Annotated in this window: 12 protein-coding genes; 7 read left to right on the forward strand and 5 right to left on the reverse strand. The window is 65.3% G+C overall.

Translation table 11 applies throughout. The features are described 5' to 3' along the window. The first annotated feature begins 146 nt into the window (after positions 1-146). From HYH08_RS13300 to HYH08_RS13310, 3 genes are read left to right on the forward strand one after another with little or no spacing between them, the layout of a single operon-like run. Entirely contained in the window at positions 147-1,178 is a 1,032-nt protein-coding gene (locus HYH08_RS13300; protein WP_220010256.1) for a TRAP transporter substrate-binding protein, read from the forward strand. Positions 1,179-1,185: 7 nt separating this feature from the next. Further along, entirely contained in the window at positions 1,186-3,039 is a 1,854-nt protein-coding gene (locus HYH08_RS13305; RefSeq protein ID WP_502788014.1) for a TRAP transporter large permease, read from the forward strand. A gap of 12 nt (positions 3,040-3,051) precedes the next feature. Then, positions 3,052-4,029, forward strand: coding sequence for a hydroxyacid dehydrogenase (locus HYH08_RS13310; RefSeq protein WP_220010258.1), 978 nt, complete (start codon positions 3,052-3,054; stop codon positions 4,027-4,029). Here HYH08_RS13310 and HYH08_RS13315 read toward each other — a convergent pair. Next, a complete protein-coding gene (locus tag HYH08_RS13315; RefSeq protein ID WP_220010259.1) occupies positions 4,026-5,192 on the reverse strand; it encodes an ABC transporter substrate-binding protein in 1,167 nt (388 codons plus the stop codon). The genes HYH08_RS13310 and HYH08_RS13315 overlap by 4 nt on opposite strands. A 300-nt stretch (positions 5,193-5,492) precedes the next feature. Here HYH08_RS13315 and HYH08_RS13320 point away from each other — a divergent pair, with 300 nt between their 5' ends. From HYH08_RS13320 to HYH08_RS13330, 3 genes are all read left to right on the forward strand, one after another. Next, positions 5,493-7,922: a putative bifunctional diguanylate cyclase/phosphodiesterase gene (locus tag HYH08_RS13320; RefSeq protein ID WP_220010414.1), complete on the forward strand. Its 2,430-nt coding sequence runs from the start codon at positions 5,493-5,495 to the stop codon at positions 7,920-7,922. A gap of 92 nt (positions 7,923-8,014) precedes the next feature. Then, positions 8,015-9,310: an MFS transporter gene (locus HYH08_RS13325; RefSeq protein WP_220010260.1), complete on the forward strand. Its 1,296-nt coding sequence runs from the start codon at positions 8,015-8,017 to the stop codon at positions 9,308-9,310. 157 nt (positions 9,311-9,467) lie between these two features. Next, a complete protein-coding gene (locus HYH08_RS13330; protein ID WP_220010261.1) occupies positions 9,468-12,053 on the forward strand; it encodes an EAL domain-containing protein in 2,586 nt (861 codons plus the stop codon). A gap of 10 nt (positions 12,054-12,063) precedes the next feature. On the opposite strand, the gene HYH08_RS13335 is transcribed toward HYH08_RS13330, so the two are convergent. The 4 genes from HYH08_RS13335 to HYH08_RS13350 form a co-directional block, all read right to left on the reverse strand. Continuing rightward, on the reverse strand, positions 12,064-12,273 hold the full coding sequence (locus tag HYH08_RS13335; RefSeq protein ID WP_220010262.1) for a hypothetical protein: 210 nt from the start codon (positions 12,271-12,273) through the stop codon (positions 12,064-12,066). Between the two features lie 261 nt (positions 12,274-12,534). Further along, positions 12,535-13,116, reverse strand: a complete 582-nt coding sequence (locus tag HYH08_RS13340; protein WP_220010263.1) for a TorD/DmsD family molecular chaperone — start codon at positions 13,114-13,116, stop codon at positions 12,535-12,537. A 20-nt stretch (positions 13,117-13,136) separates the two neighbouring features. After that, the gene (locus HYH08_RS13345; protein WP_220010264.1) at positions 13,137-13,775 is read right to left on the reverse strand and encodes a DUF3306 domain-containing protein; all 639 of its coding nucleotides are present in this window, start codon (positions 13,773-13,775) and stop codon (positions 13,137-13,139) included. A 30-nt stretch (positions 13,776-13,805) separates the two neighbouring features. Continuing rightward, complete coding sequence (locus tag HYH08_RS13350; protein ID WP_220010265.1) at positions 13,806-14,267, reverse strand: DUF3305 domain-containing protein; 462 nt, start codon at positions 14,265-14,267, stop codon at positions 13,806-13,808. 240 nt (positions 14,268-14,507) lie between these two features. On the opposite strand from HYH08_RS13350, the gene HYH08_RS13355 reads away from it, so the two are divergent. Beyond that, entirely contained in the window at positions 14,508-16,493 is a 1,986-nt protein-coding gene (locus HYH08_RS13355) for a 4Fe-4S binding protein (protein WP_220010266.1), read from the forward strand. Positions 16,494-16,501: the final 8 nt, after the last annotated feature.

Consider the following 16,501-nt stretch of genomic DNA (forward strand, 5'->3'; position numbering starts at 1 on the left):
GCGCTGACGCGCGGGCCGTTCGCGCGATTGCGGCTTCCCTGGTCGCGTCCCTTGCCTGTGCCGTTGCTTTGGCCATACAGTCGAAGGCAACAGGCGGCACGCAACGCTCGCAGCCGTAAACAAAAATATCGGGGAGAGACCGCACCATGACCATCGTGCCCGTCAACCGACGCGCGTTCATCAAGTCATCGGCGGTGGTCACCACCGGCCTCGTGCTCTCTCCCGCCATCATTGGCCGCGCCCAAGCTGCGACCTTGAAGCTGAAATGCTCCTCCTCGCTGCCGAATGATCCCAAATACGCCAACGGCCGCGTCTACTACGACAACCTCGTCAAGAATTTGAAGGGCAACGGGCTCGGCGAGCAGGTCGAGGTTGCGTTTTTCCCGGACAACCAGCTCGGCCAGGAGATCGACGTCATCAATTCGGTGAAGCTCGGCGTCATCGACCTCATGGTATCGGGCTCGTCGATCTCGGCCAATCTGGTGCCGCTGGTCGGCACCTTCGACCTCGGCTTCCTGTTCTCGAGCTTCCCGCAGCAGACCAAGGCGTTCGAATCAGGTGCAGCCAAGCCGATCGAGGACGCGCTGCTCAAGGGCGGCAATATCCGCATCATCGCCTGGGCCTATAATTTCGGCTCGCGAAGCGTGCTGGCGAAAAAGCCGGTGAAGACGCCGGAAGATCTCGCCGGCCTCAAGATCCGCACGCTGCCCAACCCCGTCATCACCGAATGCCTGCGCCTGATGGGCGCGGCCGCAACGCCGCTGGCCTTCGGCGAGATCTACACGGCGCTGCAGGCCGGCGTGCTCGATGGCCTCGAGCACGATCCGCCGACCATCCTCGCCAGCAAGTTCTTCGAGACGGCAAAGTTCTACGCGCTGACGCAGCACAATTTCTCGCCGCTCGCGATCTATTTCAGCGACATGACCTACAATCGCATGGATCCCAAGCTGCGTGAGGGTTTCCTCGATGCCGCAAAGAAGGCTGCGGCGGACACCCGGGCCCACGGGCTTGCAGTCGAGAAGGAGGCGCTGGCGGCCTTGAGCGAGAAGGGTGTGACGGTCGCCGAATGCGACCGTGAAGCCTTCAAGAAGCGCGTGGCGCCGCAGCACGAGAACTTCATCAAGGCGCGGCCGGACTCCAAGGCCGTCATCGACATCATCCGCGCGACGCAGGCTTAATATGGCGATGGCAAGCGCCGTGTCTCTCTCGGGCGAACGCCGCGGGGGCATCACCCTGTTGCTTCGCCTCAGCGACGCGATCGCGGCCATTCTGCTGGCCGCCGATCTCGTGGTCGTCTGCGCCTCCGTGCTGCTGCGCTTCTGCTTCAACGCGCCGGTCGAATGGTCGGACGACGTCGCGCGCGGATTGATGGTCGGCTCGGCCTTCTTCGGCGCGGCGAGCGCGCTCGCGCGCGGCGAGAATGTCGGCGTGTCCTTCTTTCGCGATCTACTGCCGCTGGCACTGCGCACACTGGTCGATGCCGCAAGCAGCCTGCTGATCGTGCTGATCTCGGGCTATGTCGCCTATAATGCCATCAAGCTCGGCTCGCTCACGGCAGGCCAGACCACCGGCTCCGGCCTGCCGCTGGAATTGACCTTCTATCCGATGGGCCTCGGCGCTCTGTTCATGACGGTGTTCGCGATCGACCAGCTCTGCGCGCGGCCGCTGCCCGACATCGTCAGGGGCCTCGTCGCGATCGCCATCGTCACCGGGCTTTATCTTGTCTGGGATTATCTGTCGCCGTCTTCAGTGCCATCGGCGGGCACGCTGATGCTGATCGGCTTCTTCGCAACGCTGTTCGGCGGGTTGCCGATCGGCTTTGCGCTGGCGTTGGCCGCGCTGGTCTTCATCTGGGTCGAGGGCGCGCTGCCCGGCGTAATCTTTGCCCAGCAGATGGCGCGCGGCATCGACAATTTCGTGCTGCTGGCCATCCCCTTCTTCATCCTCGTCGGCTACCTCATGGAAGCCAACGGCATGTCGGTGCGCCTGATCGAGCTGTTGCAGCGCGCGGTCGGGCGCATGCGCGGCGGCCTCAACGTCGTGATGGTGGCCTCGATGGTGCTGTTCTCCGGCATCTCGGGCTCCAAGATGGCGGACGTTGCCGCGGTCGGCTCCGTGCTGATCCCGGCCGCGCGGCGCTCGAAACAGAACCCAGGCGGCGCGGTGGCGCTGCTGGCGGCATCCGCGGTGATGGCGGAGACCATTCCGCCCTGCATCAACCTTATCATTTTGGGCTTCGTCGCGAACCTGTCGATCGGCGGCCTGTTCATGGCGGGGCTGCTGCCGGCGGCGCTGATGGCGCTGGTGCTGATCGCCGTGTCCATCATCTTCGGCAAGCCGCCGGCGGAGGCAGAGGATATCGAGCCGCAGGCGCCGGTGTCGGGCCTGTGGAGCGGCGCGATCGCCGCGTTCGGCCTGATCTTCATGATCTTCTTCGGCTTCAAGAGCGGCTTCGCCACGGCCACGGAAATTTCCGCCTTCGCCGTGGCCTATGCGCTCATCGTCGGCAGCCTGGTGTTCCGCGAGCTCAGCTTCAAATCGGCCACGCATAGTTTCGTGCAGGCCGCGACGCGCGCGGGGCTCGTGCTGTTCATCGTCGCCGCCGCGCAATCGTTGGCCTTCACGCTGACCTTGCAGCAGGTGCCGCATGCGGTCGGCGATTTCATGCTGGGGCTCTCCAAGACGAGCGGAGTCTGGTTGTTCATCCTGCTCGCGATCGTGGTGCTGATCGTGATGGGCTCGGTGCTGGAGGGCGCGGCCGCGCTGATCATCTTCGGGCCGTTGCTGTTGCCGGTGGCGGTGCAGCTCGGCGTCGATCCGCTGCATTTCGGCGTCGTATTGGTCATCGCGATGGGCATCGGCCTGTTCGCGCCGCCGCTCGGGCTCGGGCTCTACGGTGCCTGCCTGATCGGCAATGTGCCGATCGAGCAGACGGTGAAGCCGATCATCGGCTATCTTGGCCTGCTGCTCCTCTGCCTGCTTGTCATCGCCTTCGTGCCATGGCTCTCGACTGCGCTGCCGCGGGCATTCGGCTACTGACGGAGTCTTGTCGTGAAAGTCCTGCTTGCGCACACGCCGGAGATGCGGCGCAATTATTACGGCGACCGCAGCCTGAACGGCCTTCGCGCGGTTGCCGAGGTGATCCTGCACGAGAGCGATGAGACCCTGGACGCGGCCAGCCTCGTGCGTGCCGCGAAAGATGTCGACATCATCGTCGCCGATCGCATGACGGAAGGCCGCGGCGAGATCTTCGCGCAACTGCCGCGCCTCTCCGCCTTCGTCCGCTGCGCCGTCGACATCCGCAACGTCAATGTCGATGCGGCCTCGGCGGCCGGCGTGCTCGTGACCCGCGCCGGCCCCGGCTTCGTGCAGGCCGTCGCCGAGCTCGCGGTCGGTTTCATGGTCGATCTGTCCCGCGGCGTGTCGCGAACGACGGCCGACTACCAGGCCGGCCGCAAGCCCGAGGCGCGGATGGGCCGCCAGCTCGCCGGCAGCAAGATCGGCATCATCGGCTATGGCAGCATCGGGCGTTATCTTGCCGAGATCGCCAAGGTGATGCGCATGGAGGTGCTGGTCGCCGATCCCTTCGCCGACGTCAACGACAGCGCCATCCGGCATGTCAGCCTCGACGATCTCCTCGCCGCGTCGGACTATGTCGTCTGTCTCGCCATCGCCAATGAGCAGACCGAGAACCTGATCGGCGAGGCGGCGCTGGCGCGCATGCAGAGGCATGCGGTCTTCATCAACCTCTCCCGCGGCAATCTCGTCGACGAGGCCGCGCTGGCCCGCGCGCTGCGCGAGGGCCGCATCGCCGGCGCCGCGATGGATGTCGGCCGTGCGCCAGACCAGATGCCGAGTCCCGAGCTTGCAAGACTGCCCAACGTCGTTGCGACACCGCATGTCGGCGGACTGACGCCGCAGGCTATCGAATACCAGTCGCTGGAAACCGTCCGCCAAGTGGAAGCGATCGTGAGAGGCGAGGTCCCGCAAGGAGCCGTCAACGCCGAGCAGTGGACACGGCGACCCTAAAGCCGGTCGATCGCCTTGAAGGTCCCGTCCTTCTGGATCACCGTCAAGAACACCTTGGGCGGCGTGTCGATCGCGCGTACGCCGACGGTGACGACGCTGCCGCTGATATCGAAGCGGCCGACATCGTTGATGGCGCGGAGCAGGCTCGCGCGCGTTGGCCGCGGTCCGGCTTTTTCGAGCGCTGCGGCCGCGAGGCGACCGGAGAGATAGCCTTCGAGCGACACGAAATCCGGCGTCAGTGCCGGATCGAACGCCTTCTGCGCCGCCTGGTAGTCGGCGACGAGTTTGAGCGAGCGGTCCCAGGGAGACGGCACCACTTGCGAAACGATGACGCCTTCGCCCTCGGGACCGAGCTCCTGGGCGAGCGCGTTGGCGCCGACGAAGGAGATGTTGACGAAGGTCGGATAGGCGCCACTGCGGTGCGCGAGCTTGATGAACTCGGCGCAGGGACCATAGGTCCCGACCATGACGATGGCCTCGGGATCGGCGCGCTTGATCATGCGCCAAGCCGAGGCGACGGCGCGGGTGTTGCGCTCGAAGGTGCCTTCGGCGGCAAGCTCCAGGCCGCGCTTGGCGAGCGCGCGCTTGACGCCGGCAAGGCCGTCGCGCCCGAACGAATCGTCCTGGTAGAAGATGCCGATGCGGGTGAACTTGCGATCCTCGGTGAGGTGCTTGACCCAGGCCTCGGCCTCGGCGCCGTAGCTGGCGCGGATGTTGACGACATTGGGGAGCTCGAGGTCGCGCAGAAATTCGGCGCCGCTGAACGGGCCGATGAAGGGAACGTTCCTCGCGCTGGTAATCGGAATCGTCGCGATCGCGGTCGGGGTGCCCACCGCGCCGATCAGCGCGAACACCTTGTCGTCCTCGATCAGCCGCAACGTCTGCGCCACCGAACGATCGGGATCATAGCCGTCATCACGGCTGATGAGCTGGAGCTTGCGGCCGTAGACGCCGCCCTTCTGGTTGATCTCGGTGAACGCGGCGACGATGCCCTGTCGCATCCGCTGCCCGAGCGCGGAGGAGGGGCCTTCGAGCGCGGCAGCCTGGCCGAACAGGATCGCATCGTCGCTGACCCCGGCCTCGTCGCCCTTCGCAGGCAGCAGGCTTGCTGCCAGCCATCCGATGGTCAGGGCGAGGCATGTCGCGGATCGCGAGCGTGTCATGAGGAATGCTTGCCGGATCAGGAAAATTCTATTCCAGACGATAGTCCGGCCGCCCTGAACAGCTCGCTAACCCCTGGCGTGACGGCACTCCGTATGACTTCGGGGAAAACCGGCAGAATATGTCCACGCTGACGCGATATGCAGGGCAATCGTTAACTACGCCGCGCCAATGCGGAACTCCCCGGTTCCGAAATTGTGCAGTTCTTAACCCCGTTCCTTGTCCGATAGTGGTTTCGGCGGCTCAACCAGAAGTTCGTGCCGCCGCGTCGATGGGGATGTCGAGGGGACTTGCGGATCAAGATGGGCGGTCGCGATCGGAACGATCAGGATCGGAAACGGAAGACCGGATGGTGGCGTGCTGCGCCGCTGCTCGGGCTGTACCGTCCCGCGCTGATCGCGATTGCTCTGGGCCTTCTGTTCTCGGTGCTGGGCGCCGCCGCGGTTGCGCGGTGGGAAGACCGCGTCAACAGGCTCGAGTTCGAGAACGCGGCCGAGACCGAAGCGATCGTCATGCAGAATGGCATGGGCGAATACATTTCCCGGCTCGTCGCGCTGCGCACGCTGTTCGAATCCACCAACGAGGAAATCACCCGCAGCGAGTTCGAGACCTTCAGCGCCCGCCTGTTCGAGCGGCATCCCGGCATGCTGCGCATCGCCTGGCTGCCGCGCGTCAACCGCAAGGAACGCGCCGAATACGAGGCCGCCGCGATCGCGGACGGCATATCGGGCTATCGCATCAAGTCGCTTCAAGGCGACGCCTTCGTGGTCGCGCCGCAAGGCGACGAATATTTCCCGGTGTTCTACTCGACCCAGCCGAAGACGTCGTCGGTTTACGGCATGGACTACGCGACCGTTCCGGATCGTCGCGCGGCGCTGGAACGCGCCCGCGACAACGACCGCGTCGCGGCCATCCGCACACACCTGTACGCAGCGAAGGATGGCGGCCGGCTGCCCGACGTCCTCGTTGCCATTCCCGTCTATGCCAAGGGCACCTCGCGCGAGACGGTTGCCGATCGCCGCCGCAACCTCGCCGGCTTCGTCGTCGGCATCTTCGACCTGCCGCTGCTGATCCAGTCGATTCGTGCGACCACCGGTGCAAGCCCCGCGGTCAGCGTGAACGTCTACCCGCCCTTCACGGGGCAGATCGTCAGCCTCGAGGAGATGCTGCCGGACTTTTCGTCGGCCGCCACAGCGCCGCAATCGATGCGCGACGTCGCGCGGGCGCTGCACTGGTCGGGCAATCTCAAGATCGGCGACACCGACTGGCAGGTGCGCGCCGTGCCGACCGCCGGCGGCGCGCTGGAGACGGCCTATGACCGCGCCGCCGCGGTCCTCATCGTCGGCATGCTGCTGACGCTGTCGCTGTCGACCTATCTGATGCTCGCGAGCCGCAACTCCCGGCGGCTGTCGCTGGCGAACCGCCGCGTGCTCGAGCTCGCGCAGACCGACATCCTGACGGGCCTGCCGAACCGCGCGTTCTTTCTCGCCCGGCTCGATGAGCTCAAGGGCCAGCTCGACATGTCGGGTTCGACCTTCTCGATCCTGATGCTCGACCTCGACCGCTTCAAGAACGTCAACGACTCGCTCGGTCACGGCGCTGGCGACGTGCTGCTGCGCCAGGTGGCGCAGCGATTGAAAGCCGCGCTGCGCGCCAGCGACGTGCTGGCGCGGCTCGGCGGCGACGAGTTCGCCATCATCCAGGAAGCCTGCGAGGATCAGCGCGACGGCGCAGCCGAGCTCGCCGGGCGGATCGCCAAGCTCGTCGCCGAGCCGTTCCTGCTGCCCGGACATCGCGTCGAGATCGGCACCAGCATCGGCATTGCGATTGCGCCCGACCATGGCGTCGATCAGGAGCAGCTGCTCAAGAAGGCGGACCTTGCGCTCTACCGCTCGAAATCGGCCGGCCGCAACTGTTACACCGTCTACGACGAGGCGATGTCGGCAGAGCTCGAGGCGCGCAGCACGCTCGAAGGGGATCTTCGCGACGCCATCGCGCGCTGCCAGCTCGAGGTGCACTACCAGCCGTTCGTCGATGCGATCGGCAGCGAGCGGCGCGGCTTCGAGGCGCTGGTGCGCTGGCGGCATCCGACGCGCGGCCTGATCCCGCCCGATCAGTTCATTCCGCTCGCCGAGGAGACCGGGCTGATCGTGCCGCTCGGCGAGTTCGTGCTGCGGCGCGCCTGCGCGGACGCGGCGGCGTGGCCTTCCAATCTCATGGTCGCCGTGAACCTGTCGCCGATCCAGTTCAAGGAAGCCGAGCTGTTCGAGATGATCTCGGCCGCGCTCGCCGATTCCGGCCTGCCACCGCAGCGGCTGGAGATCGAGATCACCGAATCGGTGCTGCTGGAGCGCGGTGTCGAGAACCTCGCCTTCATGGAACGGCTGAAGCAGCTCGGTATCGAGCTCGCGCTCGACGATTTCGGCACCGGCTATTCCTCGCTCAGCTATCTGACTGCCTTCCCGTTCGACAAGATCAAGATCGACAAATCGTTCATCCGTAACCTCACGCATCAGCCGCGTTCGTCCGCCATCATCGCCTCGATCGTGACGCTGGCGCGCGGCCTCGACATGTCGGTCACCGCCGAAGGCGTCGAGACGCGCGAGGAGTTCGAACGCCTGACCGCGCTCGGCGTCAATTTCGCGCAAGGCTATCTGTTCGGACGTCCGCAGCCGGTCGACCAGATCGCGTTCGACGCGGCCGCGCGGCCCTCGCAGCGCGACGCAGCCTGAGCGCTTTAGCCCAGGGAAGATCAGCGAAAATCGCTTGACCCAGGCACCTCCGGATGGTCGGTAGGATCGTCTAGGGATGAATCAAGCACGCCATGCGTCTTCCGTTCTTCTACGGCTGGGTCGTGGTCGCGGTGACCTTCGTCACCATGGCCATCGGCGTCAATGCGCGCACCGCCTTCTCTCTGTTCTTTCCGCCGATCATCTCCGAGTTCGGCTGGGAACGCGGCATCACCGCGGGCGCGTTCTCCTTCGGCTTCGTGGCCTCGGGCGTCGCGAGCCCGCTGATTGGTCGCCTGATGGATCGCGCCGGTCCGCGCGCGGTGATGGAGCTCGGCGTCGCGCTGATGGGCGGCGGGCTGCTACTGGCACCGCTCACGACCGAGCCCTGGCATCTCTATGTCACCATCGGCGTCATGGTCGGCGCCGGCAGCGTGTGTCTCGGCTATTCCGGCCAGTCGCAGTTCCTGCCGAACTGGTTCATCCGCAAGCGCGGCTTCGCCATCGGCATCGCGTTTGCGGGCGTCGGCATCGGCTCGGTGACGCTGCTGCCCTGGGCGCAGCACATGATCGAACAGACCGGCTGGCGCACCGCCTGCACCGCGATGGGCCTGCTGATCCTGATCGTGCTGGCGCCGATCAATTTGTTCCTGCACAAGCGCCCCGAGGATATCGGGCTGCAGCCGGACGGCGACGCCGCGCCCGCCACAGGTGCGGCGCAGACCGTCTCCAACATCGTCGATCCCGACTGGGTCCGCACCGAGTGGACGCTCAAGCGGGCGGTGGCGACCGCGCGGTTCTGGTGGATCGCGCTCGGCTATTTCTCCGGTCTGTACATCTGGTACGCGGTGCAGGTGCACCAGACCAAATTCCTGCTCGACATCGGTTTCAGCCCGGGCGTCGCGGTGTGGGCGCTCGGCACCGTCAGCCTGCTCGGCATTCCCGGTCAGATCCTGCTCGGCCATGTCTCCGACCGGATCGGACGGGAGTTGGTGTGGGCGATCAGTTGCACCGGCTTTGCGATCTGCTTTGCGGCGCTGATCGCGTTGAAATTCCAGCCGTCGCTGTGGCTGGTCTACGTCATGGTGTTCACGCAAGGCGCGCTCGGCTACGGCCTCACCTCGATCATGGGCGCGGTGGTGTTCGAGATTTTCCAGGGCAAGCACCAGGGCAGCATTTTCGGCATGATCATGCTGGCGGCATTGGCGGGCGGCGCGGCGGGCCCGTGGCTCACGGGCTTGCTCTACGATCGCACCGGCGACTACACGCTCGCCTTCGCCATCGCCATGTTCGTCAGCGGATTGTCGGCGTTGTCGGTCTGGCAGGCATCACCGGGCAAGGTGCGGGCGGTGGCGGGGCGGCTGCACAAGCTGAAGCCAGCTGCGGAATAGGTTCCGAGCGCATCAAGATACCTTTGCCGCTTTCGCGAAATGTTAAGCATGCCGCATCTTGTGGCGGCGCGAGGCGGTTGCCAAAACGTCTTGGACACTATCGGAGCGTTAGCGTCGGGTCGATTGCCGTATTTTCCCGATACTGCCGGATCAAACGATGTCCGCCTCCCAGTGTCCAGTGACAGAAATTCCGGACGTGCTGCGCGCCGCGCTCGAATGCGCCGACGACGGCATCGTCATTATCGATGACAACCACCGCATCACGCATTTCAACGCGGCTGCGGAGCAGATCTGGAAGCTCGCCCGCGCCGAGGTGCTCGGTCGCGACGCTGGGCTTCTTACGCTCAAATTCCTTCAGGACGATTCCGTCAGCGAATTCCGCGACGAGATCAGCCTCGTGCGCCGCGATGGCAGCCGCATCAGGGCGCATGTCGCAATGTCGTCAGCGACGATCGGCGGCGCAACCCATCAGATCGTGTTCGCGCGCGACGTATCCCTTGATGCGGAACGCCGCGTCAGGATCGGACTTCTCAACGCGGTCGCCGACCAGACCAACCGCGCGGTGATCATCACCGACGTCGAGCAGAACATCGTCTACGTCAATTCGGCGTTCACGGCGCTATTCGGTCACACCGGCGAAGAGGCCGAGGGACGCAGCGCGGGCGAACTCATCGCCGGCCGCCACACCGATCGCAAGGCCGTCGCAAAGCTCTTCAAGCGCCTGATGACCGGCGGCCGGCGCGGCGAGATCGAAACGCTCGTCTACAACAAGGACGGCGAGGAGATCTGGGTCTGCGCCCGGATTGACGCTTTCCGGGACAGGAAGGGCCGGGTCAAGCATATCTTCGCGCTGCTCGATGACATCACCGAGACCAAGCAGCTGCGCTCGCTCCAGCAGCTCATCATGGGCGCGCTCGCCGACGAGGTCCCGATCACTGACATCGCCGACAGGCTATGCCGGCGTGTCGAGGAGATCGCGCCCGATGTCGTCTGCTCGCTGCTTCACGTCGATGCCGCGGGCCTGATCCATCCGCTCGGCGGCCCCAGCCTGCCCGAGGATTATTCCCGCGCATTGGACGGCATCGCGATCGGCCCCAACGTCGGCTCCTGCGGCACGGCCGCCTTCTATGGCGAGCCGGTTCTGGCTGAAGATCTCGACACCGATCCGCGCTGGCAGCCCTACAAGGCGATGCCGCTCGGGGTTGGCCTGCGCGCCTGCTGGTCGACCCCGGTCAAGGCCAAGGACGGCCGCGTCATCGCGACCTTCGCCTTCTACTATCGCGAGCCCCGTGCGCCGAGCAATTGGCACCGCCGCATCGTCGAGGCCTGCGTCAGCCTCGGCGCGTTCGCGATCGAGCGCAAGGAGGCGCGCGCCGAGATCGCGCGGCTCGCCTATCACGACATCCTCACCGGCCTGCCGAACCGCGCGCAGCTCCGCAACCTGATCACCACGGCGATCGACGCCTGTCCGACCGGCAGCCATGTCGCGCTGGCATTCCTCGACGTCGATCATTTCAAGGACGTCAACGACACGCTCGGTCACGCCGCCGGCGACGAGCTGCTGGTCCAGCTCGCTCAGCGCCTGCGCGAGCAGATCGGCCCGGAGGACATGCTGGGCCGGCTCGGCGGCGACGAGTTCGTCATCCTGCTGCCGCAACGTAACGCCGAGAGTGCGGAGCGCGTCGCGGCCGGCATTACCGAGGCGCTGGCTGCGCCCTTACGGCTCGGATCCAAGCTGATGCAGATGTCGGCCAGCATCGGCATCAGCCTCTATCCCGACCATGCCACCGACATCGACATGCTGATGCAGCAGGCCGACGCGGCCATGTACATGGCCAAGCAGGCGGGACGTTCGACCCACCGCCTGTTCAGCGCCGAGATGAATGGGCTCACCGAGCAGCGGCTGGCGCTGATCGCGGCGCTGCGCCGCGCGATCGCGGAAGGAGCGCTGACCCTCAGCTACCAGCCGCAGATCCGCAGCTGCGACGGCGCCATCCACGGCGTCGAAGCGCTGGCGCGCTGGCACGATGCGGTGCTCGGCGACGTCTCGCCGGCAAAGTTCATTCCGCTCGCGGAAGAATGCGGCCTGATCGAGCAGATCGGCCTGTGGTCGGTGCGCGAGGCCTGCCGCCAGATGGCGAGCTGGCGTCGCGCCGGCCTCAACATTCCCAGCGTCTCGGTGAATCTATCACCGATCAATTTCCGCAACGTCACGTTGGCCGCCCGGCTCAAGGACATCCTCGCCGAATACGAACTGCCGGCGGATGCCCTGATGCTGGAGATCACCGAAGGCGCTTTCATGCGGGACAGCGTCGCTGCGCTCGAGACCATGAACGCGATCCGCGCACTCGGCGTCGGGCTCTCCGTGGACGATTTCGGCACCGGCTATTCCAGCCTCAGCCGTCTCGCCCATCTGCCGATCCGTGAATTGAAGATCGACCGCAGTTTCATGCGCGACATCGAGAAAGATGCCGGCGCTCTCGCTATCGCCACCGCCGTGGTGCGGGTCGGCCAGGGCCTCGGCATGACCGTCGTCGCCGAAGGCGTCGAAACCGAGGGACAGCGCAAGGTGCTGGCCGAGCTCGGCTGCGACGTCGTCCAGGGCTTCCTCTACGCACCCGCGCTCGCACCCGTCGCGTTCGAGCGCTGGCTGATCGAGCACTGCGCCGAGCAGGCGAGGGCGATGCTGGGGCGGCTGGATCTTGCCGCGGTTGATGAAGTCGCGGTCAAACGCTCAGCCTGACCGGCTGCGCTTATTTCTTGGCCTGTGCGGGGAAGATTAGCGATTGATCGTCGATATCCTGGTCGGGAAGCCGATGCACGCCCGCCATGGTGTGCAGCTCGACCAAAGACGGCATCGCCGCGGCGGAGAGCTCGGCCGTGCGAGGCTGCCCTCTAAAGATCGTGGAAGCAGCGACGACCAGGCCCAGAACGACGACGGAAGCGATCAGAAACCGGCGCATGAAAATCTCCTACTTCGCCCGTGCAGAAAACAGCACGGGGAGAACACATCTCAATAAACACCTGTGCCGTTAAACGCGGGCACTTGGCTCCGCAAACGCGGTTTTCGCTGATTCCTGCACGAAATTGTCAAGGATAGCGGCTGCGCCGACCGCGACCATTGCGGCGAACAGACAAGCAATTATGAAAGAGCGCATGTTGTCGATCCCTTACACTGCAAACCTAGCACCTGATGTGTGCATCTCTCGTACAAAACACCGTGTTCAGGCCGGAAGTGCGAAAGCCTTCACCTCGATATCGATGAACGTCCGCCCGACCATGCCGACGGCCGCGTAGAAGCCCGCCGAACCCGCCCGCTCGAGATCGGCAAAAAAGCGGCCCATCCAGCGTGAGACATGCTCTTCAAAGAACATCCTCTCGGCGTCCGCTTGCACTGCGATGGCTCCCCCGGTGAAACCTGCCATGACCTCGCAGATGAATCCCGCGTGATCTTCGGGTTCGATCTGCTCCGGCGCCCTTTCCAGGCCGAGGCCCCGCAAGGTGTCCCGCAAGCGCGCCAGCGGACGGCCATACAATGTATCGGACAGATAGTGGGAGGCATAAGGCAGCAGTGCGCCCTTGCCCAATCCTGCAAAGAGGGCAAAGAACTCGCGCGAGGCGGCCTGCGCATCCGTCCGGCGCGCAGCGTCCGCCAGCGCCATGTGAGCCAGACCCAACGGGCTGGCATCTCCGCGCAAGCTGGAGATGCGGTCCAGCAGATCCGCATCCGGGCTACGCACAAGCAGCGTCGCCAGCAGCGCGTATTCCTGCGATCGGGCGAGGTCGAATTCATCGACAGTGCGCACTGGAGCGATTCCTGAGGCTGCTAGCGCGGCAATGCACCGCCATGACGTCGTGCTTGCTGAAAGGGCAAGGCTGGTGTAGCGAGAACGTCAGGCTGCTCGACTGCATCCCGGTCGTCGGTCGCTGATATCACGGCATCATCGGGTAACGATCGAACGGCAGAGGTCGCTGGTTCCAGGGCCCGCTGTTCCGAATTGACGAGGCCTTGCCGAACCGGATCGCCCGGCGGCGGCGCGTCCGCAAGGGCGGCCTGGGCTCGCTCCAGGCCCTTCGTAACCCGCTCGACCAGATCATCGGCGACATTGTCCGTCGGATCGAGCGGACCGAAGCCCGGAATCGCATCGGGGTCATTGAAATCCCACTGGTTCTCCGCGATCCCGATGAAGTCGCGAATGGCTGGATCGGTTGCCCAGGCCCGGCGCAATGCCGCGCGGGTCAATTCAGTCGGGACGCCAGTGTTGAGGAACGCGGCGATATCCGTGTGAGCGGCGATCGACTCGATCGACGGCAGGCTGGCGACATCGAAGGAGCATTCGGACGGAAGATCCCCGGCCGACGGCTCGGCGGCTTGCGTGACGTCGGCCTGGTCGGCTTCGACTTCAGCGCGTTTCGACGCCTGCTTGAGACGCGCCCAGCGGAGAAAGACGTTGTTGTCTGGCACTGTTCTGTCTCGTGTCCCGCGCTGGGGTTGCTAACGATTGCGCTGCCGTTTGACGAATGGCCGCTCGACATGGTGCTCGGCAATGAAACGACCGATGATCTCGGAGATACTGGCCGGCATCGGCACCGTTTCTATCAGGTTGCTGCCCGCATCGGTAAACGCCTCGCCCTCTGCCGGATCGGCCGTGACAGCGAGCAGTTCATAAGGCGGTTCGGAGCCGGTGGGGCGCAGATTGACCCACAGAGTGGGCGAGCCCGACGTCAGGTTCTCGCGATAGTTGGTGGTCTCGGTGCGATGCAGTTCGATCACGGCATCGCCGGCGTAGAACAGCATGGCCTCGCCTTCGCCACCAATCGGCGTCCATGGTTTCGCAGCCGGCTCCCCGGCAAAGACCGACACGGGCCGCCATAGAAAGTCGGCCCACGCACTCTTCGCTTTGCGTCGTTCGATTGCGACACCGACGGCGATGCGCGCGAGACTTGTCGATATCAATCTATCCTCTCGAGATCGGGCTGCAGTTCCGCTTTCGATGCCCGTCCAGCGAAGCTCGCGCCTCCCGACGGCGGGAATCGTGCGTCCATGATACGGGCGTCGTCTTTTCCGGTACCAACAGTATATACTCAAGCGATGAACGGGCCAGTAGGGGCCGCTCTGTTTTGGGATTAGCGAGATATTGTGACCGTCATATCTGACGCCGGCAGGCGCCTCCTGATCTGCTCATGCGAAGGCACGATGCCGCTCGACACAGACGCGATTCGCCGCGGCTGTCGCGGTGAAGTGACGGCAGCGACACAGCTCTGCGGCGCCGAACTCGGCCGATTCAAGGCTGTTGCGGCTGAAGATGGTCTGCTCACGGTCGCCTGCACACAGCAGGCGGGACTGTTCTCGCAGGTGGCGACCGAAAATAATCGTGCGAATTCGATACAGTTTGCCAACATCCGCGAGACTGCCGGATGGTCCGGCGAGGCCGATCGCGCGGGGCCGAAAATGGCCGCGCTGCTGGCCGCCGCGGCCGAAGCCGCCCCGCCTACGCCGATGGTCCAGCTGGAAAGCGGCGGGATCATCCTGATCTACGGCCGCGACGAGGCCGCGGTCGAGGCCGGCGATTTGCTGAAGGAGCATCTCGACGTCACCGTGCTGATCGCGCCGCCGGCCGCGCTGGCGCCGCCTCGTAGCGCCGACTATCCAATTGCCAAAGGCCGGGTCAGCAGCGTCAAAGGCCATCTGGGCGCGTTCGACATCGTGGTCGATGATTTCGCCGAAGCGGCCCCGTCCTCGCGCCGAGCCCTGACATTCGGTCCATCGCGTAACAACGCGCGTTCGAGCTGCGATATCGTCCTCGACTTGACCGGCGGGCCAGCGCTGATCTCCGGCGATATGCGCGATGGTTATCTGCGCGCCGATCCCGGCCATCGCTCATCCATTCTCCAGGCCGTGCTGAAGGCGCGCGACCTCGTCGGAACTTTCGAGAAGCCACGTTATATCACGTTTGACGCCGGGCTTTGCGCTCACTCGCGCTCGAAGCAGACCGGCTGCACGCGCTGTCTCGATGTCTGTCCCGCCGGCGCGATCACGCCCGCCGGCAATCATGTCGCGATCGATGCCAGTATCTGCGAGGGCTGCGGTCAATGCGCCACGGCTTGTCCGACCGGCGCCGCGTCCTATGCGCTGCCGCCGGAAGACGCGCTGATCAGGAAGCTGCGAACGATGCTGCTTGCGTATCATCGCGCGGGCGGTGAGCGGGCCGTCATACTGGTGCATGACGAGGCCCACGGTTCGCCTCTGATCGACGCGCTGGCACGGTTCGGCGACGGCTTGCCCGCGAATGTGGTGCCGTTTTCCGTCAACGAGGTCACGCAAATCGGGTTGGAGAGCATCGCCGCGGCGTTTGCCTATGGCGCGTCGGCGGTGCACTTCCTGCTGCGAGCCAAGCCGCGCCATGACGTCTCCGGGTTGACGCGGACGATCGCGCTGGCCGATCCGATTCTTGCCGGCCTCGGCTTCGGCCCGGACCGCCTTTCGGTCATCGCGACCGACGATCCGGACCGCCTGATCGAGGCGCTCCGCACGGCGCCGGCCGGCGCGCCGGCTCCGCACCCCGCAAGCTTCCGCCCGGTGGGCCGCAAACGCGACGTGCTTCGTTTTGCGCTGGCCGAACTGCACCGCGCGGCACCTGTGCCCGTCGATGTGATTCCGTTACCCGAGGGGGCACCGTTCGGCGCCGTCGAGGTCGATACCGCAGGCTGCACGCTTTGCCTGTCTTGTGTGTCGGTCTGTCCGACGAGTGCCCTGCGCGACGACCCCGATCGCCCGGCATTGCGTTTTGTCGAAGACTCCTGCGTTCAGTGCGGTCTGTGCCGCACGACGTGTCCGGAGAAGGTCATCACGCTGGTTCCGCAAATCGACTTCCGCGCCAGCCGGGCGCCAACCCGGGTTCTCAAGGAGGAGGAGCCGTTCTGCTGCATCCGCTGCAGCAAGCCGTTCGGCGTCAAGAGCAGCATCGAGCGCGTCGTGGCAAAGCTCGAAGGCCAGCACTGGATGTATTCGGGCGCGGCGCAACGGCTCGACGCCATCAAAATGTGCGCCGACTGCCGCGTCGGCTTCGTCGCCGAACAAGGTTTTGAATCTTACGGCGCACCTGGCCCGACCGTCCGCACAACGGACGATTACCTGCGTGACCGGGACGGGAAGCGAGAGCCGGACGGCCGCTCCAACTGATCCCGAGG

The sequence above is a fragment of the Bradyrhizobium sp. BR 10289 genome (assembly GCF_019455385.1).
Lineage (GTDB): Bacteria > Pseudomonadota > Alphaproteobacteria > Rhizobiales > Xanthobacteraceae > Bradyrhizobium.

Bases quoted from the DNA above. Each gene is read 5' to 3' on its own strand.
- HYH08_RS13300 (WP_220010256.1), top strand. From the start codon at position 147: ATGACCATCGTGCCCGTCAACCGACGCGCGTTCATCAAGTCATCGGCG.
- HYH08_RS13305 (WP_502788014.1), top strand. From the start codon at position 1,186: ATGGCAAGCGCCGTGTCTCTCTCGGGCGAACGCCGCGGGGGCATCACC.
- HYH08_RS13315 (WP_220010259.1), bottom strand. From the start codon at position 5,192: ATGACACGCTCGCGATCCGCGACATGCCTCGCCCTGACCATCGGATGG.
- HYH08_RS13320 (WP_220010414.1), top strand. From the start codon at position 5,493: ATGGGCGGTCGCGATCGGAACGATCAGGATCGGAAACGGAAGACCGGA.
- HYH08_RS13325 (WP_220010260.1), top strand. From the start codon at position 8,015: ATGCGTCTTCCGTTCTTCTACGGCTGGGTCGTGGTCGCGGTGACCTTC.
- HYH08_RS13330 (WP_220010261.1), top strand. From the start codon at position 9,468: ATGTCCGCCTCCCAGTGTCCAGTGACAGAAATTCCGGACGTGCTGCGC.
- HYH08_RS13335 (WP_220010262.1), bottom strand. From the start codon at position 12,273: ATGCGCCGGTTTCTGATCGCTTCCGTCGTCGTTCTGGGCCTGGTCGTC.
- HYH08_RS13355 (WP_220010266.1), top strand. From the start codon at position 14,508: ATGCCGCTCGACACAGACGCGATTCGCCGCGGCTGTCGCGGTGAAGTG.